22 protein-coding genes are annotated in these 24,502 nt (G+C 63.9%); 15 read left to right on the top strand and 7 right to left on the bottom strand.

All coding sequences use genetic code 11. The features are described from left to right. Positions 1-23 precede the first annotated feature (23 nt). Complete coding sequence (phnF, locus tag X566_RS02660) at positions 24-752, bottom strand: phosphonate metabolism transcriptional regulator PhnF (RefSeq protein ID WP_034463230.1); 729 nt, start codon at positions 750-752, stop codon at positions 24-26. A 128-nt stretch (positions 753-880) separates the two neighbouring features. Between phnF and phnG the strand changes: the two genes are divergently transcribed. The 8 genes from phnG to phnN are packed head-to-tail and all read left to right on the top strand — an operon-like array spanning position 881 to position 7,182. Further along, positions 881-1,342, top strand: coding sequence for a phosphonate C-P lyase system protein PhnG (phnG, locus tag X566_RS02655; protein WP_051443823.1), 462 nt, complete (start codon positions 881-883; stop codon positions 1,340-1,342). A 2-nt stretch (positions 1,343-1,344) separates the two neighbouring features. Beyond that, positions 1,345-1,953, top strand: a complete 609-nt coding sequence (gene phnH, locus X566_RS02650) for a phosphonate C-P lyase system protein PhnH (RefSeq protein WP_034463223.1) — start codon at positions 1,345-1,347, stop codon at positions 1,951-1,953. A gap of 3 nt (positions 1,954-1,956) precedes the next feature. Next, positions 1,957-3,060 carry a carbon-phosphorus lyase complex subunit PhnI gene (locus X566_RS02645; protein WP_034463222.1) on the top strand — a complete coding sequence of 368 codons (1,104 nt, stop codon included), beginning with the start codon at positions 1,957-1,959 and terminating at the stop codon, positions 3,058-3,060. Next, on the top strand, positions 3,057-3,923 hold the full coding sequence (locus X566_RS02640) for an alpha-D-ribose 1-methylphosphonate 5-phosphate C-P-lyase PhnJ (RefSeq protein WP_034463220.1): 867 nt from the start codon (positions 3,057-3,059) through the stop codon (positions 3,921-3,923). Before X566_RS02645 ends, X566_RS02640 begins: the two co-directional genes overlap by 4 nt. Then, on the top strand, positions 3,920-4,702 hold the full coding sequence (gene phnK / locus X566_RS02635; RefSeq protein ID WP_034463219.1) for a phosphonate C-P lyase system protein PhnK: 783 nt from the start codon (positions 3,920-3,922) through the stop codon (positions 4,700-4,702). The genes X566_RS02640 and phnK overlap by 4 nt, the downstream gene beginning before the upstream one ends. Positions 4,703-4,709: 7 nt before the next feature. Then, positions 4,710-5,408 (top strand): phosphonate C-P lyase system protein PhnL, encoded by a 699-nt coding sequence (gene phnL / locus X566_RS02630; protein WP_034463218.1) that lies wholly within the window; start codon positions 4,710-4,712, stop codon positions 5,406-5,408. Positions 5,409-5,422: 14 nt separating this feature from the next. Further along, positions 5,423-6,601 carry an alpha-D-ribose 1-methylphosphonate 5-triphosphate diphosphatase gene (locus X566_RS02625; protein ID WP_244434654.1) on the top strand — a complete coding sequence of 393 codons (1,179 nt, stop codon included), beginning with the start codon at positions 5,423-5,425 and terminating at the stop codon, positions 6,599-6,601. Between the two features lie 2 nt (positions 6,602-6,603). Next, positions 6,604-7,182, top strand: coding sequence for a phosphonate metabolism protein/1,5-bisphosphokinase (PRPP-forming) PhnN (gene phnN / locus X566_RS02620; protein ID WP_034463217.1), 579 nt, complete (start codon positions 6,604-6,606; stop codon positions 7,180-7,182). 47 nt (positions 7,183-7,229) lie between these two features. Here the strand turns inward: phnN and X566_RS02615 are convergent, their stop codons facing one another. The 3 genes from X566_RS02615 to X566_RS02605 all read right to left on the bottom strand — a co-directional run bounded on the left by X566_RS02615 (position 7,230) and on the right by X566_RS02605 (position 12,170). Next, on the bottom strand, positions 7,230-8,741 hold the full coding sequence (locus X566_RS02615) for an efflux transporter outer membrane subunit (RefSeq protein ID WP_051443822.1): 1,512 nt from the start codon (positions 8,739-8,741) through the stop codon (positions 7,230-7,232). 218 nt (positions 8,742-8,959) lie between these two features. Then, positions 8,960-10,354 carry a sigma-54 dependent transcriptional regulator gene (locus X566_RS02610; RefSeq protein WP_051443821.1) on the bottom strand — a complete coding sequence of 465 codons (1,395 nt, stop codon included), beginning with the start codon at positions 10,352-10,354 and terminating at the stop codon, positions 8,960-8,962. Beyond that, positions 10,347-12,170, bottom strand: a complete 1,824-nt coding sequence (locus tag X566_RS02605) for an ATP-binding protein (protein WP_160170430.1) — start codon at positions 12,168-12,170, stop codon at positions 10,347-10,349. The genes X566_RS02610 and X566_RS02605 overlap by 8 nt, the downstream gene beginning before the upstream one ends. Before the next feature lie 339 nt (positions 12,171-12,509). On the opposite strand from X566_RS02605, the gene X566_RS02600 reads away from it, so the two are divergent. The 3 genes from X566_RS02600 to X566_RS02590 all read left to right on the top strand — a co-directional run bounded on the left by X566_RS02600 (position 12,510) and on the right by X566_RS02590 (position 15,276). Next, a complete protein-coding gene (locus tag X566_RS02600) occupies positions 12,510-13,328 on the top strand; it encodes an enoyl-CoA hydratase (protein ID WP_034463215.1) in 819 nt (272 codons plus the stop codon). A gap of 335 nt (positions 13,329-13,663) precedes the next feature. Next, complete coding sequence (locus X566_RS02595; RefSeq protein WP_034463214.1) at positions 13,664-14,386, top strand: ChuX/HutX family heme-like substrate-binding protein; 723 nt, start codon at positions 13,664-13,666, stop codon at positions 14,384-14,386. Continuing rightward, on the top strand, positions 14,383-15,276 hold the full coding sequence (locus X566_RS02590; protein WP_034463212.1) for a ChaN family lipoprotein: 894 nt from the start codon (positions 14,383-14,385) through the stop codon (positions 15,274-15,276). Before X566_RS02595 ends, X566_RS02590 begins: the two co-directional genes overlap by 4 nt. 127 nt (positions 15,277-15,403) lie before the next feature. Here X566_RS02590 and plsY read toward each other — a convergent pair whose 3' ends face one another. Both plsY and X566_RS02580 read right to left on the bottom strand, forming a co-directional pair. After that, positions 15,404-16,066, bottom strand: coding sequence for a glycerol-3-phosphate 1-O-acyltransferase PlsY (plsY, locus tag X566_RS02585; protein ID WP_034463210.1), 663 nt, complete (start codon positions 16,064-16,066; stop codon positions 15,404-15,406). A 175-nt stretch (positions 16,067-16,241) separates the two neighbouring features. Continuing rightward, positions 16,242-16,439, bottom strand: coding sequence for a hypothetical protein (locus X566_RS02580; RefSeq protein ID WP_034463209.1), 198 nt, complete (start codon positions 16,437-16,439; stop codon positions 16,242-16,244). Between the two features lie 478 nt (positions 16,440-16,917). Between X566_RS02580 and X566_RS02575 the strand changes: the two genes are divergently transcribed. The 4 genes from X566_RS02575 to X566_RS02565 all read left to right on the top strand — a co-directional run bounded on the left by X566_RS02575 (position 16,918) and on the right by X566_RS02565 (position 23,308). Then, entirely contained in the window at positions 16,918-18,540 is a 1,623-nt protein-coding gene (locus X566_RS02575; RefSeq protein WP_051443820.1) for an MFS transporter, read from the top strand. Positions 18,541-18,664: 124 nt separating this feature from the next. Then, positions 18,665-18,829, top strand: coding sequence for a hypothetical protein (locus tag X566_RS25130; RefSeq protein ID WP_173402561.1), 165 nt, complete (start codon positions 18,665-18,667; stop codon positions 18,827-18,829). A gap of 277 nt (positions 18,830-19,106) precedes the next feature. Continuing rightward, positions 19,107-21,485: a TonB-dependent hemoglobin/transferrin/lactoferrin family receptor gene (locus X566_RS02570; protein WP_051443819.1), complete on the top strand. Its 2,379-nt coding sequence runs from the start codon at positions 19,107-19,109 to the stop codon at positions 21,483-21,485. Between the two features lie 77 nt (positions 21,486-21,562). Then, on the top strand, positions 21,563-23,308 hold the full coding sequence (locus X566_RS02565; protein WP_034463205.1) for an ABC transporter ATP-binding protein/permease: 1,746 nt from the start codon (positions 21,563-21,565) through the stop codon (positions 23,306-23,308). On the opposite strand, the gene X566_RS02560 is transcribed toward X566_RS02565, so the two are convergent. Next, on the bottom strand, positions 23,301-24,347 hold the full coding sequence (locus tag X566_RS02560) for a hypothetical protein (protein WP_051443818.1): 1,047 nt from the start codon (positions 24,345-24,347) through the stop codon (positions 23,301-23,303). The genes X566_RS02565 and X566_RS02560 overlap by 8 nt on opposite strands. Between the last annotated feature and the right edge of the window lie 155 nt (positions 24,348-24,502).

The following is a 24,502-nucleotide window of genomic DNA, read 5'->3' as shown; positions in this document are numbered from 1 at the left end:
GCCTCCAAGTTAACGCCGCCAACTCAACTATCGACAACGAACTCGATCCGTTCGGCAGCGAAGCGCGAGTTCGTCGTCAGGAGCGGCTTGCCATCGGTATCCACATCGACGCTTTCCACCAGCAGCACGGGCCTGCCGAGTGCCAAGTCCAGCCGGGCGGCATCGGTGGCATTGACGATGGCCGCGGTCAGCCGCGTTGTCGCTCGCCGATAATCCTGAATGCCGAAATGTGACAGCGTCCGCGTCATCGAACGTGTGCGCTGATAGACGGTAGCGGCGTCGGGAAAGCGGTCGGCGGGCAACCAGCTTGTCGCGGTGCTGATCGGTGTACGATCGGCGGAGCGGAGGGTTTCCAGCCGCACCAGCGGAGTTCCGACCTTGACCGCCAAGCGCTTGGCGAGTGCGCGATCGGCCTCGTCCATTGTGTGTGCAATGAGCTGGGCGCGGGCTTCGCGACCGCCGGCGTGGATGTTCTCGGAAAACCGTGTCCGGCTTTTCAGCGGGTAGGCGAGGCGGGGTGCTTCGACATATGTGCCGCTGCCGCGTTCGGCTCGCACGAGGCCACGCTCGGCGAGCGTCGCCAGCGCGCGGCGCACGGTGTGGCGGTTGACTCGGTAGCTCTCGGCAATCTCCATCTCGCCGGGCAGCTTTTCGCCCGACATATAGAGACCTTCGGCGATGCCGCGTTCGATCTGGTCGGCAACCCGCCGCCACAGCGCGACGCCGGAACGCGTATCCTGCGTGTCGCTCATCGCGGCTCCGTCGGCGCGGCGTGGCCCTCTGCAAAAATCATGGTGGCGTCACGAATTCGTCATGGCCTTTGTCTATGAAGTTGTCTAGTAGCATAGACAACTTCACAACGGCAAGGTCGGCGTCGTTCATGTCCATTCAGCAGCAGGTCAAGGCAGAGCCGGCGCGCCGCGAGGCGATGGCGGTGCTGGCGAATTCTCCCACCGAAACGCTGGCGGCGCTGGTCGCGTCGCTGCCGCCGCCCGCCTACGAAACAATCCGCACCGCAGAGCAGGGGCTCGTCATGGTGCGCGGCCGGGTTGGCGGCGACGGCGCGCCGTTCAATCTCGGCGAGGCCACGGTCTCGCGTGCGGCGGTCCGGCTCGCCGGTGGCGAAGTCGGCTTCGGCTATGTGCTTGGCCGCGATGGCGAGAAGGCAAACCTGATCGCGCTCTGTGACGCGATGATCCAGGCGTCGGCGTACCGTGGTGATGTCGAGGCCAAGGTGCTGGCGCCGCTGCGCGAGCAGCTTGCTGCGCGGCGGGAAGAGCGCGCAGCGCAAGTCGCGGCAACGCGGGTCAATTTCTACACGATGGTGCGGGGCGAGGGCTGATCATGGCGATGGTCGAAGAATTAGGCGCGGGTTTCGCCGACAAGGTGATGTCGGCACAGACGACATTCCGCACCGTGATGAATGCGATGGCATGTCCCGGAACCGTGCATCGGATCGATGCGGTTCTCGACGCGCCCGCTCCGATGCTGGCCGGAACGGCAGCGATTGCGTTGACCCTGTTCGATCACGACACGACGCTGTGGCTGGATGCGCCGTTCACAGCCTCAACCGCGGTGGCCAAGTGGCTCAAGTTCCATACCGGCGCGCCGCTGGTGACCAGCCCCTCCTATTGTAGCTTCGCGCTGATCGCGCAGCCGAAGCGGCTTCCGGATTTCGAACAGTTCTGCCTCGGCAGCGATGCCTACCCGGATCGTTCGACGACATTGATCCTGCAGATCGAGCAGCTCTCGGTCGGTCAGACATTCGAATTGAGCGGTCCGGGCATCGACGGCGGCGCGACGCTGCGTGCCGCTGGCCTACCGGATGACCTGGTCGATCGGTTGGCCCTCAATCGCGAGCTGTTCCCACGCGGGGTCGATCTCGTGCTGGTCGCCGGAAACCAGGTGGCGGCACTGCCGCGCACCACTCGCGTCGTTCGCAGGGAGGCTTGAAGCATGTATGTGGCGGTGAAGGGCGGCGAACGTGCCATCGAGAACGCGCATCGGCTGCTGGCGCATGAGCGCCGCGGTGATCCGAATGTGCCGGAGCTATCGCTGGCGCAGATTTCCGAACAGCTCAGCCTGGGCGTTGACCGGGTGATGACGGAGGGATCGCTTTACGATCGCGAGCTTGCGGCGCTGGCGATCAAGCAGGCGCGGGGCGATCTGATCGAGGCGATCTTCCTGCTGCGTGCGTTCCGCGCCACGCTGCCACGCTTCGGCGCCACCGAGCCGGTCGAGACTGGGGCAATGCGGGTGGCGCGGCGGATCTCATCCACCTTCAAGGATGTCCCGGGCGGCCAGGTGCTGGGGCCGACCTTCGATTACACGCACCGTCTGCTCGATCCGGCATTGACCGGCGAAACCGCGCGGCAAGCGCCTGCGGTGGCCGAGGCCGATATCGGTGCAATGCCGCGCGTCACCGATATCCTCGGCCGTGACGGCTTGATCGAACCGTCGCCTGCGGGCGACCCTGAAAGGCCAGTCGGTGATCTGACCCGTGAGCCGTTGGATTTCCCGGCCGAGCGCGACCTGCGTCTGCAGAATCTTGCTCGCGGCGACGAAGGCTTCCTGCTCGCGCTTGGCTACTCGACGCAGCGCGGTTACGGCCGCACCCATCCGTTCGCGGGCGAAATTCGTTTCGGCGAAGTGGAGGTCGAGTTCTTTGCGGAGGATGCAGGCTTTGCCGTGCCGCTCGGTTCAATCGAGCTGACCGAATGTCAGATGGTCAACCAGTTCAAGGGCTCGGCCACGGAGCCACCGTGCTTCACCCGTGGGTACGGTCTCGCTTTCGGTCAAGCCGAACGCAAGACGATGTCGATGGCGCTGGTGGATCGCGCGTTGCGTGCTCGCGAACTGGGCGAGGATGTCACCGCGCCCGCGCAGGACGAGGAGTTCGTGCTGTCGCATTCGGACAACGTGCAGGCCACCGGTTTCGTCGAGCATCTGAAGTTGCCGCATTACGTCGATTTCCAGTCCGAACTCGGCCTGCTGCGCAAGCTGCGCGTCGATTTCGTCAAAGCGGCAGAATCTGCCGCCGTGCAGGAGGCCGCGGAATGAACGCGCCAGCTTATAACTTCGCCTATCTCGACGAACAGACCAAACGGATGATCCGCCGGGCGATCCTGAAGGCGATCGCAATTCCCGGCTATCAGGTGCCGTTCGCGAGCCGCGAGATGCCGATGCCATATGGCTGGGGCACGGGTGGTGTACAGGTGACGGCGTCGATCTTGGGTCATGATGACGTATTGAAGGTGATCGATCAGGGTTCCGACGACACCACCAACGCGATCTCGATCCGCAAGTTCTTCGAGAAGACCGCTGGCGTCGCCACCACCACCAGCACGACGGACGCGACGGTGATCCAGACCCGGCATCGGATTCCGGAAGCGGCGCTGCATGCAGGGCAGGTGCTGGTCTATCAGGTGCCGATCCCGGAGCCCTTGCGCTTCCTCGAGCCGCGCGAGACGGAGACGCGGCGGATGCACGCGCTCGCCGAATACGGGCTGATGCATGTGAAGTTGTACGAGGACATCGCCCGTCACGGCCATATCGCCACGAGCTATGCCTATCCAGTGAAGGTCAATGCCCGCTATGTGATGGACCCGTCGCCGACGCCGAAGTTTGACAATCCGAAGATGAACGATTGTCCGGCGTTGCAGCTGTTCGGCGCAGGTCGCGAGAAGCGGATCTATGCGGTGCCGCCCTATACGACCGTGGTCTCGCTCGATTTCGAGGACCATCCGTTCGAGCGCTACCGGCACAATGCGCCATGTACGTTGTGCGGCGCCGATGATTCCTATCTCGATGAGGTGGTGATCGACGACAGGGGCGGACGGATGTTCGTCTGCTCCGATACTGATCACTGCGAAACACGTCGTGCCACAGGCTGTCGCGGCGTCCAACCGGAGGCAGCAGAATGAGTGCCGTCGATCAACCGCTGCTGATTGCTGATAGCCTCGGAAAGACCTACGGCCGGCATCTGGCGTGTCGTGACGTATCGTTTACGCTTCATGAGGGCGAGGTGCTGGCCATCGTCGGCGAATCCGGCTCCGGAAAGTCGACGTTGCTGCAGATGCTCTCGACGCAGATGGAGCCCACCACCGGTCGCGTCTGCTACCGCATGCGCGATGGCGCGACGCGGGATCTGACGAGCCTCGGCGAGGCCGAGCGCCGTTTTCTGTTCCGCACCGATTGGGGCTACGTCCATCAGGATCCGGCGATGGGCCTGCGCATGAAGGTGTCCGCCGGCGCCAATGTCGGCGAGCGGCTGATGGCTGTCGGCTGGCAGCACTACGGCAAGATCCGCAACACGGCCGAATCGTGGTTGCGCCGGGTGGAGATCGAGGTCGGCCGCATCGACGATTCGCCGCGCACCTATTCGGGGGGCATGCGCCAGCGGCTGCAGATCGCCCGCAATCTCGTTACCCAGCCGCGGCTGATCTTCATGGACGAGCCGACCGGCGGCCTCGACGTCTCGGTGCAGGCGCGCCTGCTCGACCTGTTGCGCGGCCTCGTTGCCGAGCTGGGCCTTGCGGTGATCATCGTCACCCACGACCTGGCTGTCGCCCGGCTGCTGTCGCACCGGATCATGGTGATGAAGGAGGGACGCGTGATCGAGGCCGGCCTCACCGATCAGGTGTTGGACGATCCGCGCAAGCCCTATACCCAACTGCTCGTCTCGTCGATTCTGCCCGCGTGAGGATGAAATGACCGCAATGATCCAGGTTTCGAATGCGGCAAAGGCCTTCACAATGCATTTGCAGGGCGGCGTGCGCCTGCCTGTCGTGGCCAACGTGTCGTTCCATGTCGATGCCGGCGAGTGTGTGGTGCTTGGGGGACCCTCCGGCGCGGGCAAGTCGTCGATTCTGAAGATGATCTTTGGCAACTACCGGTGCGATGCAGGGCAGATCGGTATTCGCCATCACGGTCGGTCCATCGACATCGCGCATGCCGAGCCGCGCCAGGTGCTGGAGCTGCGTCGTGACACGATTGGCTATGTCAGCCAGTTCTTGCGCGCGGTGCCGCGCGTGCCGGCGCTGGATGTGGTGGCCGAGCCGCTGATCGCCGCCGGCGTTGCCCGCGAGGAGGCGCACGAACGCGCGGGAGCCTTGCTGACGCGTCTCAACATTGCCGAGCGGCTCTGGAGCTTGCCGCCGGCGACTTTCTCCGGCGGCGAGCAGCAGCGGGTCAACATCGCGCGTGGCTTCGTTTCCGAACGGCCGATCCTGCTGCTCGATGAGCCGACCGCCTCGCTCGACGCCATCAACCGCGCGATCGTCGTCGAACTGATCGGCGAGCGCAAACGGACCGGCACCGCGATGCTGGCAATCGTGCACGATGACGATGTACGTGCGCGGATCGCCGATCGGCTGATCGATGTTGCCGGGTTCGCGGCCGCGGCTTGAGGAGCATGAGCGACATGTTCGAAATGACGGCCAAGCAAGCAGACCAGCAGACCGACACAGTTCTGGGCAATGCCCGCCTTGTGCTGAGCGACGGGATGATCGAGCGCGGCTGGCTGGCTTTTGCCAATGGGCGGATAGCCGAGTTCGGCGAGGGCGATGCGCCGGGCGCAAGCCTCGACGTGGCGGGCGACATGCTGATGCCGGGCCTCGTCGAGTTGCACACCGACCACATCGAGGCGCATTACGTGCCCCGGCCCAAGGTCTATTGGGATCCGGTGGCTGCGGTCGTCTCCTATGATGGCCAGCTTGCGACGAGCGGGATTACCACCGTGCTCGACTCGCTGCGGGTCTGGCGTGAGGAGGGTGCGGAGGAGGTCGATGGTCAGTCGGCCGTGCTGGCGGATGCGATCGCCAGGGCGCGTGCGGCCAACTTGCTGCGCGCCGATCACTTCTTGCACCTGCGCTGCGAGATTCCGATGCCGAGTGTCGTGGCGGATGCGACCTTGCTGGCCGGGCGCCCCGACGTGCGATTGATGTCGCTGATGGATCATACGCCCGGGCAGCGCCAGTTCCGCGACGAGGAGAAACTGCGGACCTACTATCGTGGCAAGAAAGGCGGCATGAGCGATGCCGAGCTCGACGTGCTGTTTGCCAAACGGTTCGAATACCAGAAGACGTATGCGGCCGCCAACATGCGCGAGATCGTTGCGTTGGCGCAGCGGTTGAACGTGCCGTTGGCGAGCCATGACGACACCACCGAGCAGAACGTCGCCGATGCGATCCGCGACCGTGTGGTGGTCGCCGAGTTTCCGACCACCTTCGAGGCGGCGGCCGGTCTGCATGCCGCCGGCATCAGCATCCTGATGGGCGCGCCGAACGTGGTGCGCGGTGGGTCGCATTCCGGTAACATTGCTGCGGTCGACCTCGCGCGCGAAGGATTCCTGGACATCTTGTCGTCGGACTACATCCCGTCCAGCCTGTTGATGGGCGCCTTGCAGTTGCCGGAGCGCGCACCGGCGATCGACCTGCCGCAGGCGGTGCGGACTGTCACCAAGACGCCGGCTGAGGCGGTTGGCCTGAACGATCGCGGCGAGATTGCGGTCGGAAAACGCGCCGACATCATCCGCGTGCATGTGGCGGGCAATCTGCCGGTGGTGCGCAGCGTCTGGCGCGAGGGGCATCGGGTCGCGTGAGCATGGCCGAAACCATCGCTGACCGTGCTGAGGAAGGGATTGGCCCCGGACGGCTCGTACTGGTGGTGGGCCCGAGCGGTGCCGGCAAGGATACGTTGATCGGACTGGCGCGCGAGGCCTGCCGAGAGCGTCCGGAGCTCGTGTTTCCGCGCCGGACCGTGACACGCGCCGCGTCGGCCCACGAGCGGAACGAGTTCATGTCCGAGCCTGCATTCGATCGGGCGCAAGCGGATGGTGCGTTTGCATTGTGGTGGCAGGCGCACGGGTTGAAGTATGGACTGCGCGCAGCCATCGACGCGGACATTCGTGCGGGCAGGGTCGTCGTGGTCAACGTCTCGCGCATGATCGTCGCAGAGGCCCGCAAGCGCTATGCGAACGTCTGCGTGGTGATGGTCACCGCACCGCCGGATGTGCTGGCGGAACGGCTGGCCACGCGCGGCCGTGCCAGCGACGGCAAGCTGGCGGATCGGTTGAACCGGGCGGTGGGTGGGTCCGAGGTGATTGCCGATGTCGAGATCGTCAATGTCGGTCCACCAGCCGCGCGCGCGCGTGAATTCCTCACTGCGATCGCTGCGGCATAACCGTTGCCGGCGGTGCGGACTTTCCCATGGCCGCGGTCATCGCGGAGTTACTGGGCGGTCGCGGCGTCGGCCTGCGCCGCTTGGGCGCGCGCTTGCGTCTTCTCGAGCGCAGCGTTGAAAGCCTCAACGCGCGGATCGACCTCGATCCGGTTCCACCAGCCGCCGCCGAGCGCCTGAAACAAGGCGACGGTATCGGCCAGGCGTCCGGCCTGCGCCTGCACTCGCGCCAAGGATGCCTGCAGGAAGGCCTGCTGGGCGGTGATCAGCACCGAGATGGCGACTTGACCGCGCTCGATCTGCGCGCGGGCCAGCGTGATGCTCTGCTCGGCCGAGCGCTCAGCGGCAATGGCGGCATTCAAGGTCCGCTCGTCGGCTTCCAGCGCGCGCAGAACGTCGGCGACGTTCTGGCAAGCCGCAAGCACGGCGCTTCGGTACTGCGCGAGCGCCTGGTCGGTGGCTGCTTCCGCCGCGCGCTGCTTCTGTTCGCGGATTCCGGCATCGAAGACAGTCTGGGCCACGCTGCCGGCGGCCATCCAGAACGCCGTGTGCGGTGAAAACAAGCTGGCGATCGTCGAGGCGCTGCTGCCGGCATTGGCGGTCAGCGCGATCTGCGGCAGGCGGGCTGCGATGGCGACGCCGATCTGCGCGTTCACGGCATGCAGGTTCGATTCGGCGGCGCGCACGTCGGGTCGTTGCCGGATCAAGTCGGCGGGCAGGGTTCGCGGCAACGGGCGGGGCAGGCGGAACGACGACAACTGGAATGTCGCCGGCAGCGGATCGCTCGGCAGCCGTCCGGTCAGATAGGCGAGCAGATGCCGCTGCTGATTCAGTTGTTTCTCCAGCCCCGGCAGCAGCAGGCGGGCCTGCGCCACTGCAGTCTCCTGGGCGACCACATCGGGCATGGCGATCTGGCCGCGCTCGTTCTGGATCTTGAGCAGGTTGAGCGACTGGACCTGCAGATCGATCAGCCGCTGTGTCGCGGCGATCTGGCCGCGCAGCGAAGCTTCCTGAATGGCCGCGAGTGCGATGTTCGCGGACAACGTCAGGAACACGCCCTCACGCTGGAAGGCCTGCATCTCCACCTGCGCGTCGGAGGATTCGATCTGCCGTCGCGTGCCGCCGAAGACGTCCGGCACGAAGGACACGCTCACCTGTGCGGTGTGCACGCTGTAGAGGCTGGCCCCGGACGCGGCGTTGGTCGTCACCGCTTCGGTTGGCGTAAGCTGGCGATTGCTGTTGAAGCCCGCGGTGATCTCCGGGAACAGCGCGCCGCGTTGCGCCAGAGCATTGGCCTGGGCGACACGCAATGCCGCTTCCGCCGCATGCAGGTCGGTGTTGTTGGCAAGGCCGTCGTAGATCAGCTCGTTGAGCGGGCGCGAGCGGAAGCGCTCCCACCAGCGGCCCGGAACATCGGTGGAGCTCGCGAGCTTCTCGCCAGGCCGATAACCTTGGGAGGCCGGCGGCTCCGGTGATTTGAAGTCAGGACCGACGGTGCAGGCCGTCAGCAGCATCACCGGCGACAGCGCGCAACCGATCAGGCGCCAGCGCGAACGCGGCAAGCGGCGCGTTGGCGTGGGACCCGCGGCAGAATTCCGAACGAGACACTTCGACATAGGCTCAGGACAACGTTGAAAGCCGGACAATGGTTGGCCGGAAGCCGATTTCAGCGCCGCCTCACCCTAGCGCCACCATCAGCAACAGGCGTGCCATGGCCGCGCCGCTGCGTCAAATTTTCCCAAATCTTTTCAGCGTGTTATAACGAACTATCTGTGGATTGTCAGGGGCTCGGCGGGTTTCCGCCAACTGCCGTACCATCGGGTGCGGTTTTTTGCTCATCGCTATCGGTGTAGCGGCGCCGGTCCAGTCCGTACTTGGTCATTTTGTCTGTCAGCGTACGGCGGGGAATGCCGAGCTTTTCCATGACGATGTTGATGCGTCCGCCGGCCTCGATCAGGCTCTGTTCGATCGTGGCTCGTTCGAAAGCGTCCACCTGATCGGCAAGGGTGAGCGCAGTCTCGGTCTCTACCGGAGCCTGCGTGCGATTGAGGCCGAGTGCATAACGTTCGGCGGTGTTGCGCAACTCGCGGACGTTTCCAGGCCAGTCGTGCCGCAGCAGCTTGTCCGACATCGCGACGCTGAGGGGGCGGAACGGCCGCCGGTGCGCGTCGGCGTAGCCTTGCGCGAAATACTCGAACAGCAGCAGGATATCGTCGCGCCGCTGCCGCAGCGGCGGCACGGTGATTTCGGCCACGCAAAGCCTGTAATAGAGGTCGGAGCGAAAGCGGTTGTCGCTTTGCGCGGCCTTCAGGTCGATCTTGCTTGCGGCGATCGGGCGGAAATCGACGGCGATGCTCCGGTTCGAGCCGAGCCGCTCGATCTGCCGTTCCTGCAGCACGCGCAGCAGCTTGCCCTGCACCGCCAGCGGCATGCTGTCGATCTCGTCGAGGAATAGCGTGCCGCCCTGGGCGTGTTCGATCTTGCCGGGACGCATTTTCACCGCCCCGGTGAAGGCCCCGGCGTCATGACCGAAGAACTCGCTTTCCGCCATCGTTTCGGGAATCGCCGCGCAATTGATGGCGACGTAGTTGTGCTTACTGCGCCGGCCGAAGTCGTGCAGGCAGCGCGCGATCAGGTCCTTGCCGGCGCCGGTCTCGCCATAGATCACCACGCTGACATCGGCGGCCGCGAGTTCGGCGACCTGCGCACGCAGCGATTCGGCTGCACGCGAGGCGCCGATGATGCGCGAGGCGAGTTGCGGCTCGGCGACGGCCTTGCGCAGGCGGCGGTTGTCGAGCACGAGGCGGCGCTTCTCGCTGGCGCGACGCACGATGTCGAGGAAGCGCTCCGGTTCGAAAGGCTTTTCCACGAAGTCGTAGGCGCCAAGGCGCATCGCCTCCACGGCAATCTGGATGTCACCATGGCCGGTGATCATCACCACGGGCAGGTCCGGATCGGCCTCCTGAGCATGCCGCAGCAGCGCCATGCCGTCGGTCCCTTCCATCTTCAGGTCGGTGACCACGATGCCTTCATAATCGGCATTGACGCGATCGATCGCTGCCGAAGCGCGGCTGTGCGCCTCGACCTCGAAGCCGCCAAGGTCGAGCCATTGGCCGATCGCCTGCAGCATTGGCGCCTCGTCATCGACGAGCAGAACCCGGTTCCGGTCAGGCATGCAACATTGCGCTTTCTGGATGGTATCTTGGCAACTCGATGATCATCTCCGCGCCGCCTTCGGCCCGGTTGACGGCGCGAATCTCACCATTGAAGTCGCGGACAATGCCATAGGATATCGACAGGCCCAGGCCCAGCCCTTTGCCGATCGCCTTGGTGGTGAAGAATGGGTCGAAGATCTGGTCGAGGTGTTCCTTCGGAATTCCCGATCCGTTGTCGGTCACTGTGATGCAGACGGTGGTGTCGCTCGCCGTGACGTCGAGCCGGATCGCGGGCTTCTCCGCATGGGCCACCGCGTGCATTGCATTCTGCAGCAGGTTGACGATCACCTGCTCGAGCTGCACCGCATACCCCCTGACGAAGACATGGTGCGGGATGCTGGTTTCGATCGTCACGCCCGCGAGGCGAATCTGGCTCTCGATCAGCAGCATCGCGCCCTGTACCGCGCGTTCGACATCGACGGCCTCGGTCTTGCCGGGATCACTCTTGCGCGCGAACGTCTTGAGATGGGAGGTGATGTTGGCCATGCGCTCGGCGAGGCTGTTGATCAGGTCGAGATTAGCCGCCACTTTGCCGGCGTCGCCGCGCGACGAATAGATCTTCGTGCTGGCGACGAATGTGCGGATGGCCGCAAGCGGCTGGTTGATCTCATGCGCGATCGCCGCCGACATCTGCCCCAGGGCGGCAAGCTTGCCGGCTTGCACGAGCGAGTTCTGGGTATCGCGCAGCTGCGCTTCCGTGCGCCGCCGCTCCTCGACCTCCAGATGCAGCGCTTCGTTGGTCGCTCGCAATTCGCGGGTGCGGTTCGCCACCTCGTTGGACAGTTCGACCCCGGCCTTGCGTGCCGCCACCAGCGCCTGTTGCCGCTGGCGCAGGTAGAACAGGCCGGAGATCGCCAGGATTGACAGCGTCGCGCCGATGATCGCGCCGTCGCGGCGATCGGTCTCGATGGTGGAGAGGTCCGACAGGCGATGCACGGTCCAGCCGAATTCCGGCAGGGCGGCGCTCTGATACAGGAACGACCGTTCGCCTTCGCCGGTTTCGACCCGGATGATCTGACCGTCGCCGCGTTGTTCGAGGACGACGAAGTTGATCGGATCCTTGTGATGCTCGGGATACTGGCCGGTGACCGCGTTGCGCTGGCTTGGCGGCGGTTGGCGTGCGGTGTTGAGCGGGCGGTATTTGAACGAGGCGTCGCTGGCAAGAAAGACGGTGCCGCGCTGGTCCGTCACCAGAACGTCCTCGCCGGCCCGTTCCCAGTCGGCTTCGATGGTATCGAATTCGATGCGGACAACGGCGACGCCGAGCAGCGGCCTGTCGCCGATCGCGTGCGCCACGTAATAGCGCACCCGATCGCTGGCAGGTTCGACACCGAGGAAGGCGCTTCGTCCGGCTTCGACGGCCGTGCGGAAGTAGGGGCGTCTGCTCAGGTTGCGGCCAAGCTGGGGGTCCGGCTTGTCGGCATCGTTGGTGGCGAAGACCTGTCCCGACGGGTTGACGATATAGAGCGAGCGGGTATCAGCCTCATGGCTGATCAGCCGCAGCTTGTCGTTCAACTTCTCGCGCAGCGCGGCGTCGTCCGGGTGAGCGAGTGCCTGTTGCACGTCGGGATCGGAGGAGAGCACCACCGGCAGATGATCCTGCCGGTTGATCTCGGCGCGGACCGCATTGGCGACGAGCTGAACGCGCGGTTCGTTCAGCGCTTGCAATGAGCGCAGGCCGTTCTCTCGCCAGAGTCGTTGCGCGAGAAACGTCACCGCGCAAACGACCGTGAGCGATGCCAAAACGAGAAGAATGGACTGAGCGCGTTTTCCCATCGGTCGTTCAGATGGGCCCGGAACGGGCCAAACAATACTAACGGATCGATCCCCGCATTTGTATCCCATTGCGGCGACGGCGAATGCCAAATCGGTTCCGTTAGTTCTGTAATATCGGATGTTCCAGGCCGGCAAGGCGGGATTCCGGCCCGTTGCGGGCAGGACGGACACGATGGCGTGTACGGCCCGGGCTGGGAAAGGCGCATGCCGATATGAGGTGGGGCGTGTTGTTTCGGCCAGAGAGCGCGGCTACACCAGAGCCGCAGCGGCCGCGGATGGACCCGGCCCCGCCCGCCGGCAGCGGCGTGCTGATACCAACGACAACAACAAGGACCGCCCATGACCGAAACCGTCATCGACACCGGCACCACCGACCTCCTGTGCACCGTCGCCAATGGCGTCGCCACCATCACGCTCAACCGTCCGCAGGCGAAGAATGCCCTGTCGGCGCCGATGTCGGCTGCCCTTCAGACCCAGCTCAAGGAACGCAACGCCGATCCGGCGGTGCGTTGCATCGTCATCACCGGGGCAGGCAATGCATTCTGTGCCGGCGGCGACGTCAAGAACATGGGCGACCGCCGCCCAGCCGACATGACGCCGGAATCGCGGGCGGCTGAACTCAAGGTCCGCCATCGCGCGGTCGGCGGCGGCATCGCCAATTCGGTCAAGCCGACCATCGCCGCGCTGCCTGGAGCTGCCGTCGGCGCCGGTATGGCGATCGCGCTGGCTTGCGATATCCGCATCGCGTCGCAATCGGCCTTCCTCTCGGGCGGCTACTCCAAGATCGGCCTGTCCGGCGACTACGGCATCGCCTGGCTGCTGACACGCATGGTCGGCACGGCGCGCGCACGCGAGATGATGTTCACCTCCGACCGGATCGATGCGACCCGCGCCGAGGCCATCGGGCTGGTCAATCGCGTCGTGCCGGATGCTGAGTTTGCGACCGCCGTTCGCGCGCTCGCGCAGCAGATCGCCGATGGTCCTGCGGATGCGCTGGCTTTCATCAAGCAGAATCTCAACGAGGCGCAGTCGATCGACTATCTCACCGCGATCGACCGCGAAGCGGAGCGCATCGGCAAGCTCTCGTTCACCGACAATCACAAGGAGGCGGTGCGCGCCTTCGTCGAGAAGCGCAAGCCCGTGTTCAACAAGGGCTGAGCGCGTTTTTTAAACATCACCAGCACCTCATGTGTCATGGCCGGGCTCGTCCCGGCCATTGTCGTTTAAGGTGCGCGCGCCGCGCTCGCTCGTAGACTGCGCGTGTTATGCCTGCAGCCTTACATTGATGGCAATGATGCTGCGGCTGCGTGCAGCGGCAGGTCCATCGCGCATCGGTGGCGACTTTCGAATTAGACCTATTTCAATTCGAGCCGGAACAGCTTGAACCTCTCTAATGTGATGCCGAAGGCGTGCACATGCGCGGTCGGACGCTTGATCGTCGAGCACGCTTAGCCCAGAGAGCCATGCGACACATGTATGATCTGGGGACATTGATGACGGATGAGAGTGTGCTGCGCCAGGCGATGTTGGTGCCGCCGGACCGTGTGCTCGCCCGGCTGCCGGCGATGGGCAAGGTGATGGTTGTCGTGCAAGATGGCGGCGTCACGCATGAGCGGATCGGCGTGGTCGAGCGGATCGCGATGGCTGACGGTTGCGTTGCTGTCACAGGTGCTGCTCACGACTGCGTGCTGGACCCGGCCAGGATCGCCTCGGTGGTCGCCGACCGTTCGGGACGCATGAAGGACAAGGTGCTGCCGAAGCTCGAATTCCTCGATGCCGAGGACAACCTCGTTTTCAGCGTGGTCGGCCTCGACGGCATCGCTGGTTTCGATGAGGCGCTCGGCCATTTCCCCGCCGAGCCACGGAACGCACGAGCGAAGCCTGCGGGTCAGCAGGCCGTGCTTGCCGCCGACGATCCCGGCTCACAGCCGTTCGCAGCGGCGCGTGGCGCTGAAACCGAGATCGCGGTCGCTATGAGCAAAGCCGGCCTGATTCAACGCTGGCGCGGGTTCGTGCCGGCCATCAATCCGGCGATGGGCTTCATCAATATCATCGCGCCGGATTTCCATCTCCATATCCGCGGCGGAACAGTGGCGAGCTGGGAGCGGGCCGCTGCCGATGCGGTCGGCGAGGTTCGTCTGGCGGCGCTTGATGGCGAGGGCCGGCCGGTCGGGCTGACGCTGCAGGGGCCGCGTGGAGCGTTTGAACCGGCATGACGGCACACCCGAAGGCAAAGTTTGTCCACGGCCGCGGCGCCTGGCTCGATCCCGTCAGTGGCCGCGAGATCGCTCCGGATGCGCTGTTCCAGGATCTTGCCAACGGCCGGGTGATCCTGCTCGGCGAGCAGCACACGGTCTATGAGATTCATCGTTGGCAATTGCACGTCGCCACCGTGCTGCACTTCCTGCAGCCGAATCTGGCGGTGGGCTTCGAGATGTTTCCACGCCGCGTGCAGCCGATCCTCGACGCATGGGTGGCCGGGGAGCTGAACACGGCGCAGTTCCTCGACAAGGTCGAGTGGACCACCGTGTGGGGTTACGACGCCGATCTCTATCTGCCGCTGTTTCACTTCTGCCGCCAGCAGCGGGTGCGGATGCTGGCTCTGAACTGCCATCGGCCGCTGGTGACGCGGGTCGGCAAGGAGGGGTGGGCCGCGATTCCTGAAGACGAGCGCGATGGATTGACGCCCGCAGCCGATGCAACGCCTGCCTATCGGCAGCACCTGTTCGAGATCACCGGCGGCGGGCGGGCGCCGATGGGCGCCAGAGCTGCGGACGATCCGGCGATGGATCGGTTCGTCCGGGCGCAGCAGACCTGGGATCGCGCTTTCGCCTGCAACATCGCCCGCGTGCTGGCCGAGCCCGATCCGCCGCTCGTCGTCGGCATCATTGGCCAGGGGCACCTGCAATACGGACACGGCACACCTTATCAGTTGCGCGACCTGGGCGTGGCGGATGTGTCGGTGCTGCTGCCGACAAGCGCGGCCGAGCACGATCCGCGCAAGGTGGCGGGGATCGCCGATGCGTTGTTCAGGCTCGACGAGGTCGAGCCGCAGGCGCCTCTGCCGCCACGGATGCAGCAAGCCGTCGATGCGCGCGGCAGCTAGTGGGGCGGGCTCGACGCTCGCCTCCTCGCTGGCCATCAGCGCACAAGGCGAATGCCGAACCCGAGGGCGGCAGCGGATTGTTATGCGTTCGCGCGTGCGCGCATCCTATCCGCAATTCCACGTTCGCTTATGCTTTCGATTCCGGACTGCTTTGCCCGAGGCGCGGCTCTGTCCAAGTCAGGAGCCGGCGAATGTTGGCGCGATGGCGGGCGATGACGTAAATGCCGCCTGCAACCACCAGCAACCGATACGGCAACGGTTGCTCCAGACTGAAGATGAGGATGATCGCCGCTAACGCGGCGGTCATCGAACCGAGGGAAACAATCCGAGAAATCGCCAGCGCGACGCCGAAGGCCGTCAAAGCGCCTAAAGCGACTGGCCAGGATATCGCCAGCAACACACCCAATCCGGCCGCGATCGATTTGCCACCCGCAAAATTCAACCAAATCGGGCGGCTATGTCCCAACAACACGGCAAGCCCGGCCAGGCAAGCGGCCCATGGTGCCCAGGTTTGCTGATCAAGCATTGCCGGTGGCGTCACGGACGGCAATGTATAGAGCCAGCGGACAAAGACGATCGCCGCCGCACCCTTCAGGACGTCAACCAGCAGTACCGCCAGCGCTGGCCACTTCCCCAGGGTTCGCAATACATTCGTTGCTCCGATGGAGTGGGAGCCATGCTCTCGGATATCGATGCCCTTGAGCAATTTCCCTGCGAGATAGCCTGTCGGCACGGAGCCGAACAGATAGGCGGCCGTCAGTCCAAGCGCATTCGCGATCCAGAAAACCATGCGATGTCATCTCTCGACGTTCTGCTTTCAAGCAATCAGCAAACTCTCATCTGGTTGCAGTCCGGATCGAACCACGCGCGGCGCTTTGCGGCGACGTCGCATCAAACGCGTGGAGCGATATTTGCGTCCAGTGGGTCACGCGCCGCAAGGCCGACATCCAATCCAAAAGCTCTATTCAGTTGTTATGGCGCTGGTGACGCTTTTCGATCTGCAGCACCCACTCGGCGGCCTTGAGCAGTTCCTCACGCGCCTTCCAGTCGGCCTTTGCCCACCACCGGGTCAGAAGCTGTTGTGCCTTGTGGGTTGATTCAGAGGCGCCTGCGCCGTCGCGCAGGTCCTGCATCTGGGCGATCAGCCGTTCGCGCTGCCGCATGATCCGATCCGCCCGTTGACGCGCAACCGATCGTGGCGACGGAGTGGATGATGCCTGGCTTGTTCTCTGCACGGCTGAGCTTTTCTTTTATGGTTGTGCCTTGCGAACCGGTTTTGTCTTGCGGACGTGCATGGGCAAATCCGTGGGCAAGTCCATGTGCAAGTCGTTGCCGCACGGTCAGTGTTCCACGCCGCCGAAAGCGCGATGCTGCGACGGTTCGCTGTGCGCCGCCAAAGCCTAAAAAGACTCGGCGACGGCCTCCCTTTCGTCACAGCATAATTCAGAAGAACGCATTTCGCATCAGTTGTTTATTCGGGCAGCCTCCACCTTTCGCCTAATACGATTGACGAAAAGACAAAGCGCCCCCGCCCGCTTTAGGTCGAACTGGGGTTCATGCGCCCCAAATCAGAAATCAATTTGGGGGAGGCTAATGACGGTTACCGGCGCAACTATGGATACGTCCCGTAAGGGACAGGGGATGACGAAGGACGAACGTTTCGTCATCGTCGCATCGTCCCTCGGCACGGTCTTCGAGTGGTACGACTTTTATCTCTATGGATCGCTGGCGGCGATCATCGGCGCGCAGTTCTTCTCCGCCTATCCGCCGGCAACGCGCGACATCTTCGCACTCCTGGCGTTCGCTGCGGGCTTCCTGGTCCGTCCGTTCGGGGCGATCGTGTTCGGCCGCGTTGGCGATCTGGTCGGCCGCAAATACACGTTCCTCGTCACTATCGTCATCATGGGCCTGTCGACATTCCTCGTCGGTCTGTTGCCCAATGCCGCAACCATCGGCATCGCCGCGCCGATCATCCTGATCACGCTGCGGCTGCTGCAGGGTCTGGCGCTCGGCGGCGAGTATGGCGGGGCCGCGACCTACGTCGCCGAACACGCGCCGCCAGGCAGGCGCGGCTACTACACCTCGTTCATTCAGACGACGGCAACGCTTGGCCTGTTCCTGTCGCTGATCGTCATCCTCTTCACCCGCACCATCGTCGGTGAGCAGGACTTCGCGGCGTGGGGTTGGCGCATCCCGTTCCTGGTATCGATCCTGCTGCTCGCGATCTCGGTGGTCATCCGGCTGAAGCTGAATGAATCGCCGATCTTCCAGAAGATGAAGGAGGAGGGCAAGGGCTCGAAGGCGCCGCTGACCGAATCGTTCGGCAACTGGAGCAATGCCAAGATCGTGCTGCTGGCGCTGCTCGGAGGTGTGATGGGGCAGGGCGTGGTCTGGTACACGGGCCAGTTCTATGCGCTGTTCTTCCTGCAATCGATCCTGAAGGTTGACGGCTACACCTCGAACCTGCTGATCGCCTGGTCGCTCTTGCTCGGCACCGGCTTCTTCATCGTGTTCGGCGTGCTTTCCGACAAGATCGGCCGCAAGCCGATCATCATGGCAGGCTGTTTGATCGCGGCGCTGACCTTCTTTCCGATCTTCCGCATGATCTCGTCCAACGCCAATCCGGCGCTGGAAAAGGCCATCGAAACGGTGAAGGTACAGGTCGTTGCCGATCCGAAGGGCTGCGGCGATCTGTTCAATCCGGTCGGTACGCGCGTGTTCACGGCGCCTTGCGATACGGCGCGGGCGTTCCTTGCGTCGTCGTCGGTGAAGTACGAGACCGTCGCCGGTCCTGCGGGCTCGCCGGTGAAGATCTCGATCAACGGCAAGGAAGTCCCCTACACCAACGCAGCGACGTCGAACGCGCCGACGCTCGCGGCCTTGCAGGAAGCGGGATATCCGAAGGCGGCGGATGCGGGCATCGTCAAGATGACCCATCCGTTCGATATCTTCCGTCCGCAGGTGGCGGCGATCATCGGCCTGTTGTTCGTGCTGGTGATCTTCGTGACGATGGTCTACGGGCCGATCGCCGCGATGTTGGTCGAATTGTTCCCGACCCGAATCCGCTACACCTCGATGTCGCTGCCATATCATATCGGCAACGGCTGGTTCGGCGGCTTGCTGCCGGCGACTGCGTTTGCGATCGTGGCTTCGACCGGCGATATCTATGCCGGCCTGTGGTATCCGATCATCTTCGCGGTGGCGACCTTCATCATCGGCATGATCTGGCTGCCTGAAACCAAGGACGTCGACATCACCAAGTGATGTCGGCCGGCTGGGGCCTCCCGCCGGCGTCCCGATCGTATGTTCACCGGCCCGGAGCGATCCGGGCCGGTGAATCGGGTGGCATGGACGCCACCGCTTCTTCTCAGACCCGCGTGAGGCCGATTTGGATAAGCTCCGTTACGTGTCTCTCCACACCGCCGGCGCGGCCGTTTTCATCTTCGTGCTGAACTTTCTCGTGCTTGGCACCAGCCTGCAGACCGCGCTGATCTGGGCGATCGGCTTCGGCGCGATGGCTTTCGTGCTGGCGCGTCAGCACACGCGCGGCTGACACGGTCACGGGCGGGTTTTCGGCCGCTTCTCGTCATCCATTGCTCGTCAATGCGTTGCGTGTCGGCTCGTCCGCGTGCCGGCGGCGCGCGTTTACTCCGCGTCGGCGCCTTCGATTTCAGTTTGGAATTGAAGTAATAATAAATACAGAGTCGGACTATCGATAAGTTCTATTGTGATAAGCTTCGATATTGCCTCAGTATTGAGGCGTTTTAATTGACGATCTTTTTGCGGCCGCAGAAAAGTTCCCGCCGTCTATTGGGCATACGGGGACTGAGATGTTTCGAAACAACAAGAACGACACCAGCGCGCACGGCGCGCGCGGGGCATGTGTCGCATTCGCCTTGCCGCTGCTGTGGAGCGCTGCGGCCGACGCGCAAGCGGCGTCCGAGCGACATCAGCAGCAGCGGCAACCACCGCGACAGGAGCAGCAGGCATCGCAAAGCGAGCACGACGCGGCCGCCGCGCGCGTTGCGGCAAGCTACGGCGTGATGCTCGACACCATCAGCGTCTATGCCGACCGCAATGCGCGGCAACTGCTCGACCTGCCGCAGAGCGTCACCGTCATCGGCCGTCAGGAACTCGACGAGCGCATGGTCCGCGACGTGCAGGATCTGGTGCGTTACGAGCCCGGCATTTCCGTCTCGAAGACGACGTCGTCGGTCGATCCGTTCGGAAATCTTGCAGGCTTCACCATTCGTGGCGTCTCCAACAACCGCGTGCAGATGCTGGTGGATGGCACCCGTGTCATCGAAAGCATTGTCGATGGCAACCGCGACTTCGTGAACATGGCGAATTTGAAGGCGGTGGAGATCATCCGCGGACCGGCCGGCGTGATGTGGGGGGCGGATGCGCTCGGCGGCGTCGTCGCTTTCGTCACCAAGGACCCGGAGGACTATCTGAAGGGCCGCAACTTCGGCGGCCAGCTCGACACCAGCTTCGACTCCTACGACAAGAGCTTCTTCAAGACCGGCGCTAGCGCGTTCCGTTTCGGCGATTTCTCAGCGATGATCAGCGCCTCGCATCGCTCCTACAACGAGGGTAAACTCAGCAATGCCCGCGCCGATGGCGGAAGCTGGGGTTGTCCGCGCAATCCGGAAGCCATCCGCTGCAACGAGCTCAACCCGCTCGATGGCAGCGACTATGATCTGCTCGGCAAGCTGGTCTGGTCGCCGAGCAAGGAGCACGAGGTCAAATTCACGGCCGAGTACCTGAAGAAGGACGCGACCGTCGATCAACGCTTCGATCTCGGGGCAGCTGCGGGGGGAATCACCAACCTCAGCTACATTCGCAACCAGATCCAGACGCGCGAGCGCTACACCCTCAATCACCGCTACACGCCGGGGCTCGGCTGGCTCGATCAGGTGAAGTGGCAGGTATCGCATTCGCCGCAGGAGCGGCAGTTCACCGGCGACCGCCGCCGCCGTCTCGCCAACGGCCAGCAGGACCGGTTGGATTATTTGTTGAACTACAAGGAGCAGTTCACCGAGGGTGACATCCAGCTCAACTCGTCGTTCAACACCTATCTCGCCACCCACAAGCTCACTTACGGTGCTTATGCCAGCGTTGCCGAGACCGATTATCGCCGCCGCGACATCCTTACCAACCTGACGACCGGCTCCACGACCATCACCAATGCAGGCGGCTTCAATTTCGCCAATGCGACGACCAAGCGGATCGACGGCTTCATCCAGGACGAGATCGGCTTCTTCAACAACCGCTGGGTGCTCTCGCCCGGCGTCCGATACGCCACCTACGAGCTGAACCCGCGGCCGGACCAGTATTACGTCGCGCGTCCGGGCAAGGAGCCGCGCGATATCTCCAGCGAGAAGCTCGTCAAGCAGCTCGGTTCGGTGTTCAAGCTCGACGAGCACATCTCGTTCGTCGCGCGCTATGCGGAGGGCTTCAAGATGCCGACCGCGCAGCAGCTGTTTACCTCGCTGCCAGGCGGCGGTGGCGGCAACAGCGACCTGATTCCCAATCCGGACCTGAAGCCGGAGCAGGTGAAGAGCTACGAGATCGGCGTGCGTGGCCAGTTCGCGAACGGCTTCTTCTCAGTGACGGCGTTCAAGGCGGATTACACCGACTTCATCCAGAACTTCGTGCAGGTTCCGAGCACCACCAATCCCGGGCTCTTCGACTACACCTACCGCAATCTGGCGAGCGTCAATCTCTGGGGTGTGGAGATCGCCGCCGAGCGCCGTCTTTCGGCGAACTGGATCGTATCCGGTTCGATCGCCTACATCGACGGCACCCAGGTCGCGACCGCCGGAGCGCGGACCACGCCGTTCGACAACACGACGCCGCTCTCGGGCACGTTCGCCGTACGTTATGTCGACCCGGAGATCGGCCTCGACGCACAGCTCGTCTCGACCTGGTCGAGCAAAGTGCTCGAGCGGTCGAGCGCAACGCTGTACCGGCCCGACGGCTATATCGTGTTCGACGCGATCGTCGGCTGGTCGCCGCAGGTCGTGAAGGGGCTGACGCTGCGCGCTTCGGTGCTGAACATCGCCGACACCCGCTACTTCCGCTCGCTCAACGGCGCGACGACGTATTCGATCGTTCCCGCGTCAACGGCAGTGGCGATTCAGAACCCGCTCGAGCTTCAGACGGCGCCCGGCCGCACCTTCAAGGTCGGCGCGAACTATCAGTTCTGAGCCGCCGCGAGCGACCATGGATGGATCGGATGCAACGCATCCGGTCCGAACTATTCCGGCAAACGAGGCTGTAGCCGATGCGTGACATCATCAAGCAGATCTGGCGTTTCCTGCGCATCGCCCATGCCGGCCCTGGCAAGTGGCTCAGCCTGTTGCTGCTGGCGATCGTCATAGCCTGTCAGTTCGCGAGCATCCGGATCAACGTGCGTCTGATCCAGTGGAATGCGGACTTCTTCAATGCGCTGCAGAAGCTCGACGTATCCGCCGCCGTCACCCAGATCGGCGTGTTTTTCGCGCTGGCAGGCGCTCTTTCCGGGCTTTACCTCTCCGGGCGCTACATCCGCAAGGTGTTGCAGTTGCGCTGGCGGCGGCAGCTGACCGAGACGCTCGTGGATCGCTGGACCGCACGGAAGGCATTCTGGCTGCTCAGCCCGGCGCTCGTTCGTGACAAGGTCATCGACAATCCGGATCAGCGCATCGCCGAAGACTGCAATCTCTTCACCGAGTTCATTCTCGGCAGGGACGAGGGCATGCGCTCCGGCATCCTCGACTTCGTCATGAGCCTGGTTGCGCTCTATTCCTACGCGACCGTGCTTTGGCAACTGGCGACGTTCACGTTGTCGTTCTCGCTGTTCGATCTCGCGATCGATATCCCGCGTTACATGTTCTGGATTGCGCCGGTCTACGTGGCGGTCGCCGTGCTGATGACCCATGCGCTTGGCCGGCCGCTGGCAGGTTTGCTCGCGGAGGAGCAGAAGCGCGAGGCCGACTTCCGTTCGATCCTGATGCATGTCCGGGAAAATGCCGGAGCGATCGCCTTGTCGAACGGCGAGGCGGCCGAGCGCCGGCTGGTCGCGCAACGCTTCGAGGAGGTCGGGACGATCTGGCATCGGGTGATCCGGCGCGAATTCATCTTCGGCCTGTTCTCGCGGCCGTACTTCCAGACCGTGCTGCGGATTCCGACCTTCCTGGCGCTGCCGGCGTTTCTCGCCGGAAAGATCACGCTTGGCGGCCTGATGCAGCTTGCCAACGCGTTTTCGCAGGTGGTGACGACGCTGTCGTGGTTCGTCTTCAACTACAAGTTCCTGTCCGACCTGGTGGCGACCACGCGCCGGCTGCAGCGTTTCCTCGATGCGATCATGGGCGTGCCGTCCGAGCTGCCGCGTCCGCAACGGACAGTGCAGGGCGATGTGTTGCGCATGGCGGGCGTCACGATCCGCGCGCCCGATGGTCGCTCGCTCCTGCAGACCGGAGATATCACCGTTCGCCGCGGCGAGCGGGTCTGGCTCAGCGGCGCCTCGGGCCTTGGCAAGAGCACGCTGTTCAAAACCCTTGCGGGCCTCTGGCCCCACGCGGAAGGTGACATCACCTTCCCGCACGGGCGCGTCTGCATCCTGCCGCAGCAGGTCTATCAGCCGCTCGACAGCCTTGCCGCCTCGGCGGTCTATCCCGCCTTGCCCGGTTCGCTGTCGCAGGCCGAGGTTGAGAGCCTGTTGCGCAAGGTCGGCCTCGGTCATCGCCTCGCGGCGGAGGAGGGGATTGTCAGCGGCCTTTCGGTCGGCGAACAGCAGCGGTTGGCATTGGCGCGGGTGATCGCATCGAAGCCGGATTGGGTATTCCTCGACGAGGCGACCAGCGCGCTCGACACCGACTCCGAGCGCATGCTGATGGAGTTGTTGTGCACGACGCTGCCGCAGGCGGCCCTCGTCATCATCGCCCATCGGCCGCCGCAAGGGATTGCTCATCTGCGCTGCCTTCAGCTCGGGCCAGCGCCGGATGACGAGGCGCGTGTCGGTGCCGAAGTGATCTGCGCATTCAGATGAACAAAGGATCCAGCACCTTCGACAGTTCGGCAAAGGTTCGTTGCGCCAGCAGTCCGGGCTGGTGGATCGTGGTGTCGATCTGCTGGCGGATCATATCGGGGGTTGCGATGCAGGTTTCGACGATTTGCAGCATCTCGTCGGCGGACTTGGCGGCAAGCTGCGGCATGAACAGCTCCGAGGTGGCATAGGGCAGGGCGCGGCTGACGATCGGCACGAGCCCGGCCGACAGGTAGTCCACCAGCTTCACGTCCGATTTCGCATCGAAATACTGCTGCGCTTTTGCCGGCAACTGCATCGGCAGCGGCGCGATGGCAATGCCGCCGGCGCGGCTGCGCAGGTAGTTGCGGAACGACAGGAAGTCGAGGTGGCTGATGTGGTGCGCTTGCGCGAATGCGCTGCGGATTTCCACGTCGAACCGGCCGATCAGGACGGCCTCGTAGCCGCTGCGATTGAGCAGCTCCGCGAGCCGTCGCACGAAGTCTGGGTGCTCGCGCAAAAAGAACGGCACGTCGCTGGACGTCCAGACCAGTTGCCGGTTCTCGCCGTTGTGCTGTGGCGGTCCTGCGTCGGCGCAGCCATTCTTCAGCACGGCGATCTTGCCTTCAGTCGCTGCCACCTGCTGCCGCAGATGCGCCCGCAGCGCCTCGCTTGCGACGGTGACGCAGGTTGCGTTCTGCAGACACCAGATGATTCGGTTATGGGTGGCGCGCTTCGAGGAGGCGACGAAATCGGGAATCTGTGTCAGCAGGTCGTCGAGGTCGTAAACGATCGGCACATGACGGTGCGCCTTCAGGAACGAGAATTGGGCCGACGAGATGTTCCGCTGACACCAGATATGCGTAAACGCGTACGGACCGGGACCGGTCAGCGTCATCGCGCGGTCGGCGATGCGGTAGTCGGCGATCACGCCGCGGCCGAGCAGGGCGTTCAGATAGGGTTTGATGCGGATGTCGCCGATAAAGCCGTCGGAGAACAGGGCGAGGATTCTGGCGGGTTTGCGCTCGCCGGCATGCACATAAGGCTTCTTCGTGAAGATCATCCGCTGAAAGGGCCTGCGCCTTGATCGGTGTGGAACTGGCAAGGATCAAAGGCCGAAAATCCCAGCATCGTCAATCGATTCGCCGGCATTTATATTGGCCCGATTCACGGTAATTGTTTGCGGAAGACGTCGGCTGCACTCTTGTTCATTTGCGA

The organism is Afipia sp. P52-10, from assembly GCF_000516555.1.
Lineage (GTDB): Bacteria > Pseudomonadota > Alphaproteobacteria > Rhizobiales > Xanthobacteraceae > P52-10.
The sequence above is the reverse complement of the archived record's forward strand: the minus strand, read 5'-3'. Positions and strand labels throughout refer to the sequence as shown.

Bases quoted from the DNA above. Each gene is read 5' to 3' on its own strand.
- plsY (WP_034463210.1), bottom strand. From the start codon at position 16,066: ATGGTTTTCTGGATCGCGAATGCGCTTGGACTGACGGCCGCCTATCTG.
- X566_RS02600 (WP_034463215.1), top strand. From the start codon at position 12,510: ATGACCGAAACCGTCATCGACACCGGCACCACCGACCTCCTGTGCACC.
- X566_RS02590 (WP_034463212.1), top strand. From the start codon at position 14,383: ATGACGGCACACCCGAAGGCAAAGTTTGTCCACGGCCGCGGCGCCTGG.
- X566_RS02625 (WP_244434654.1), top strand. From the start codon at position 5,423: ATGTTCGAAATGACGGCCAAGCAAGCAGACCAGCAGACCGACACAGTT.
- X566_RS02640 (WP_034463220.1), top strand. From the start codon at position 3,057: ATGAACGCGCCAGCTTATAACTTCGCCTATCTCGACGAACAGACCAAA.
- X566_RS02610 (WP_051443821.1), bottom strand. From the start codon at position 10,354: ATGCCTGACCGGAACCGGGTTCTGCTCGTCGATGACGAGGCGCCAATG.
- phnN (WP_034463217.1), top strand. From the start codon at position 6,604: ATGGCCGAAACCATCGCTGACCGTGCTGAGGAAGGGATTGGCCCCGGA.
- X566_RS02565 (WP_034463205.1), top strand. From the start codon at position 21,563: ATGCGTGACATCATCAAGCAGATCTGGCGTTTCCTGCGCATCGCCCAT.
- X566_RS02560 (WP_051443818.1), bottom strand. From the start codon at position 24,347: ATGATCTTCACGAAGAAGCCTTATGTGCATGCCGGCGAGCGCAAACCC.
- phnG (WP_051443823.1), top strand. From the start codon at position 881: ATGTCCATTCAGCAGCAGGTCAAGGCAGAGCCGGCGCGCCGCGAGGCG.
- X566_RS02595 (WP_034463214.1), top strand. From the start codon at position 13,664: ATGACGGATGAGAGTGTGCTGCGCCAGGCGATGTTGGTGCCGCCGGAC.
- phnF (WP_034463230.1), bottom strand. From the start codon at position 752: ATGAGCGACACGCAGGATACGCGTTCCGGCGTCGCGCTGTGGCGGCGG.
- phnL (WP_034463218.1), top strand. From the start codon at position 4,710: ATGACCGCAATGATCCAGGTTTCGAATGCGGCAAAGGCCTTCACAATG.
- X566_RS02580 (WP_034463209.1), bottom strand. From the start codon at position 16,439: ATGCGGCAGCGCGAACGGCTGATCGCCCAGATGCAGGACCTGCGCGAC.
- X566_RS02645 (WP_034463222.1), top strand. From the start codon at position 1,957: ATGTATGTGGCGGTGAAGGGCGGCGAACGTGCCATCGAGAACGCGCAT.
- X566_RS02575 (WP_051443820.1), top strand. From the start codon at position 16,918: ATGACGAAGGACGAACGTTTCGTCATCGTCGCATCGTCCCTCGGCACG.
- X566_RS02605 (WP_160170430.1), bottom strand. From the start codon at position 12,170: ATGGGAAAACGCGCTCAGTCCATTCTTCTCGTTTTGGCATCGCTCACG.
- phnH (WP_034463223.1), top strand. From the start codon at position 1,345: ATGGCGATGGTCGAAGAATTAGGCGCGGGTTTCGCCGACAAGGTGATG.
- phnK (WP_034463219.1), top strand. From the start codon at position 3,920: ATGAGTGCCGTCGATCAACCGCTGCTGATTGCTGATAGCCTCGGAAAG.
- X566_RS02570 (WP_051443819.1), top strand. From the start codon at position 19,107: ATGTTTCGAAACAACAAGAACGACACCAGCGCGCACGGCGCGCGCGGG.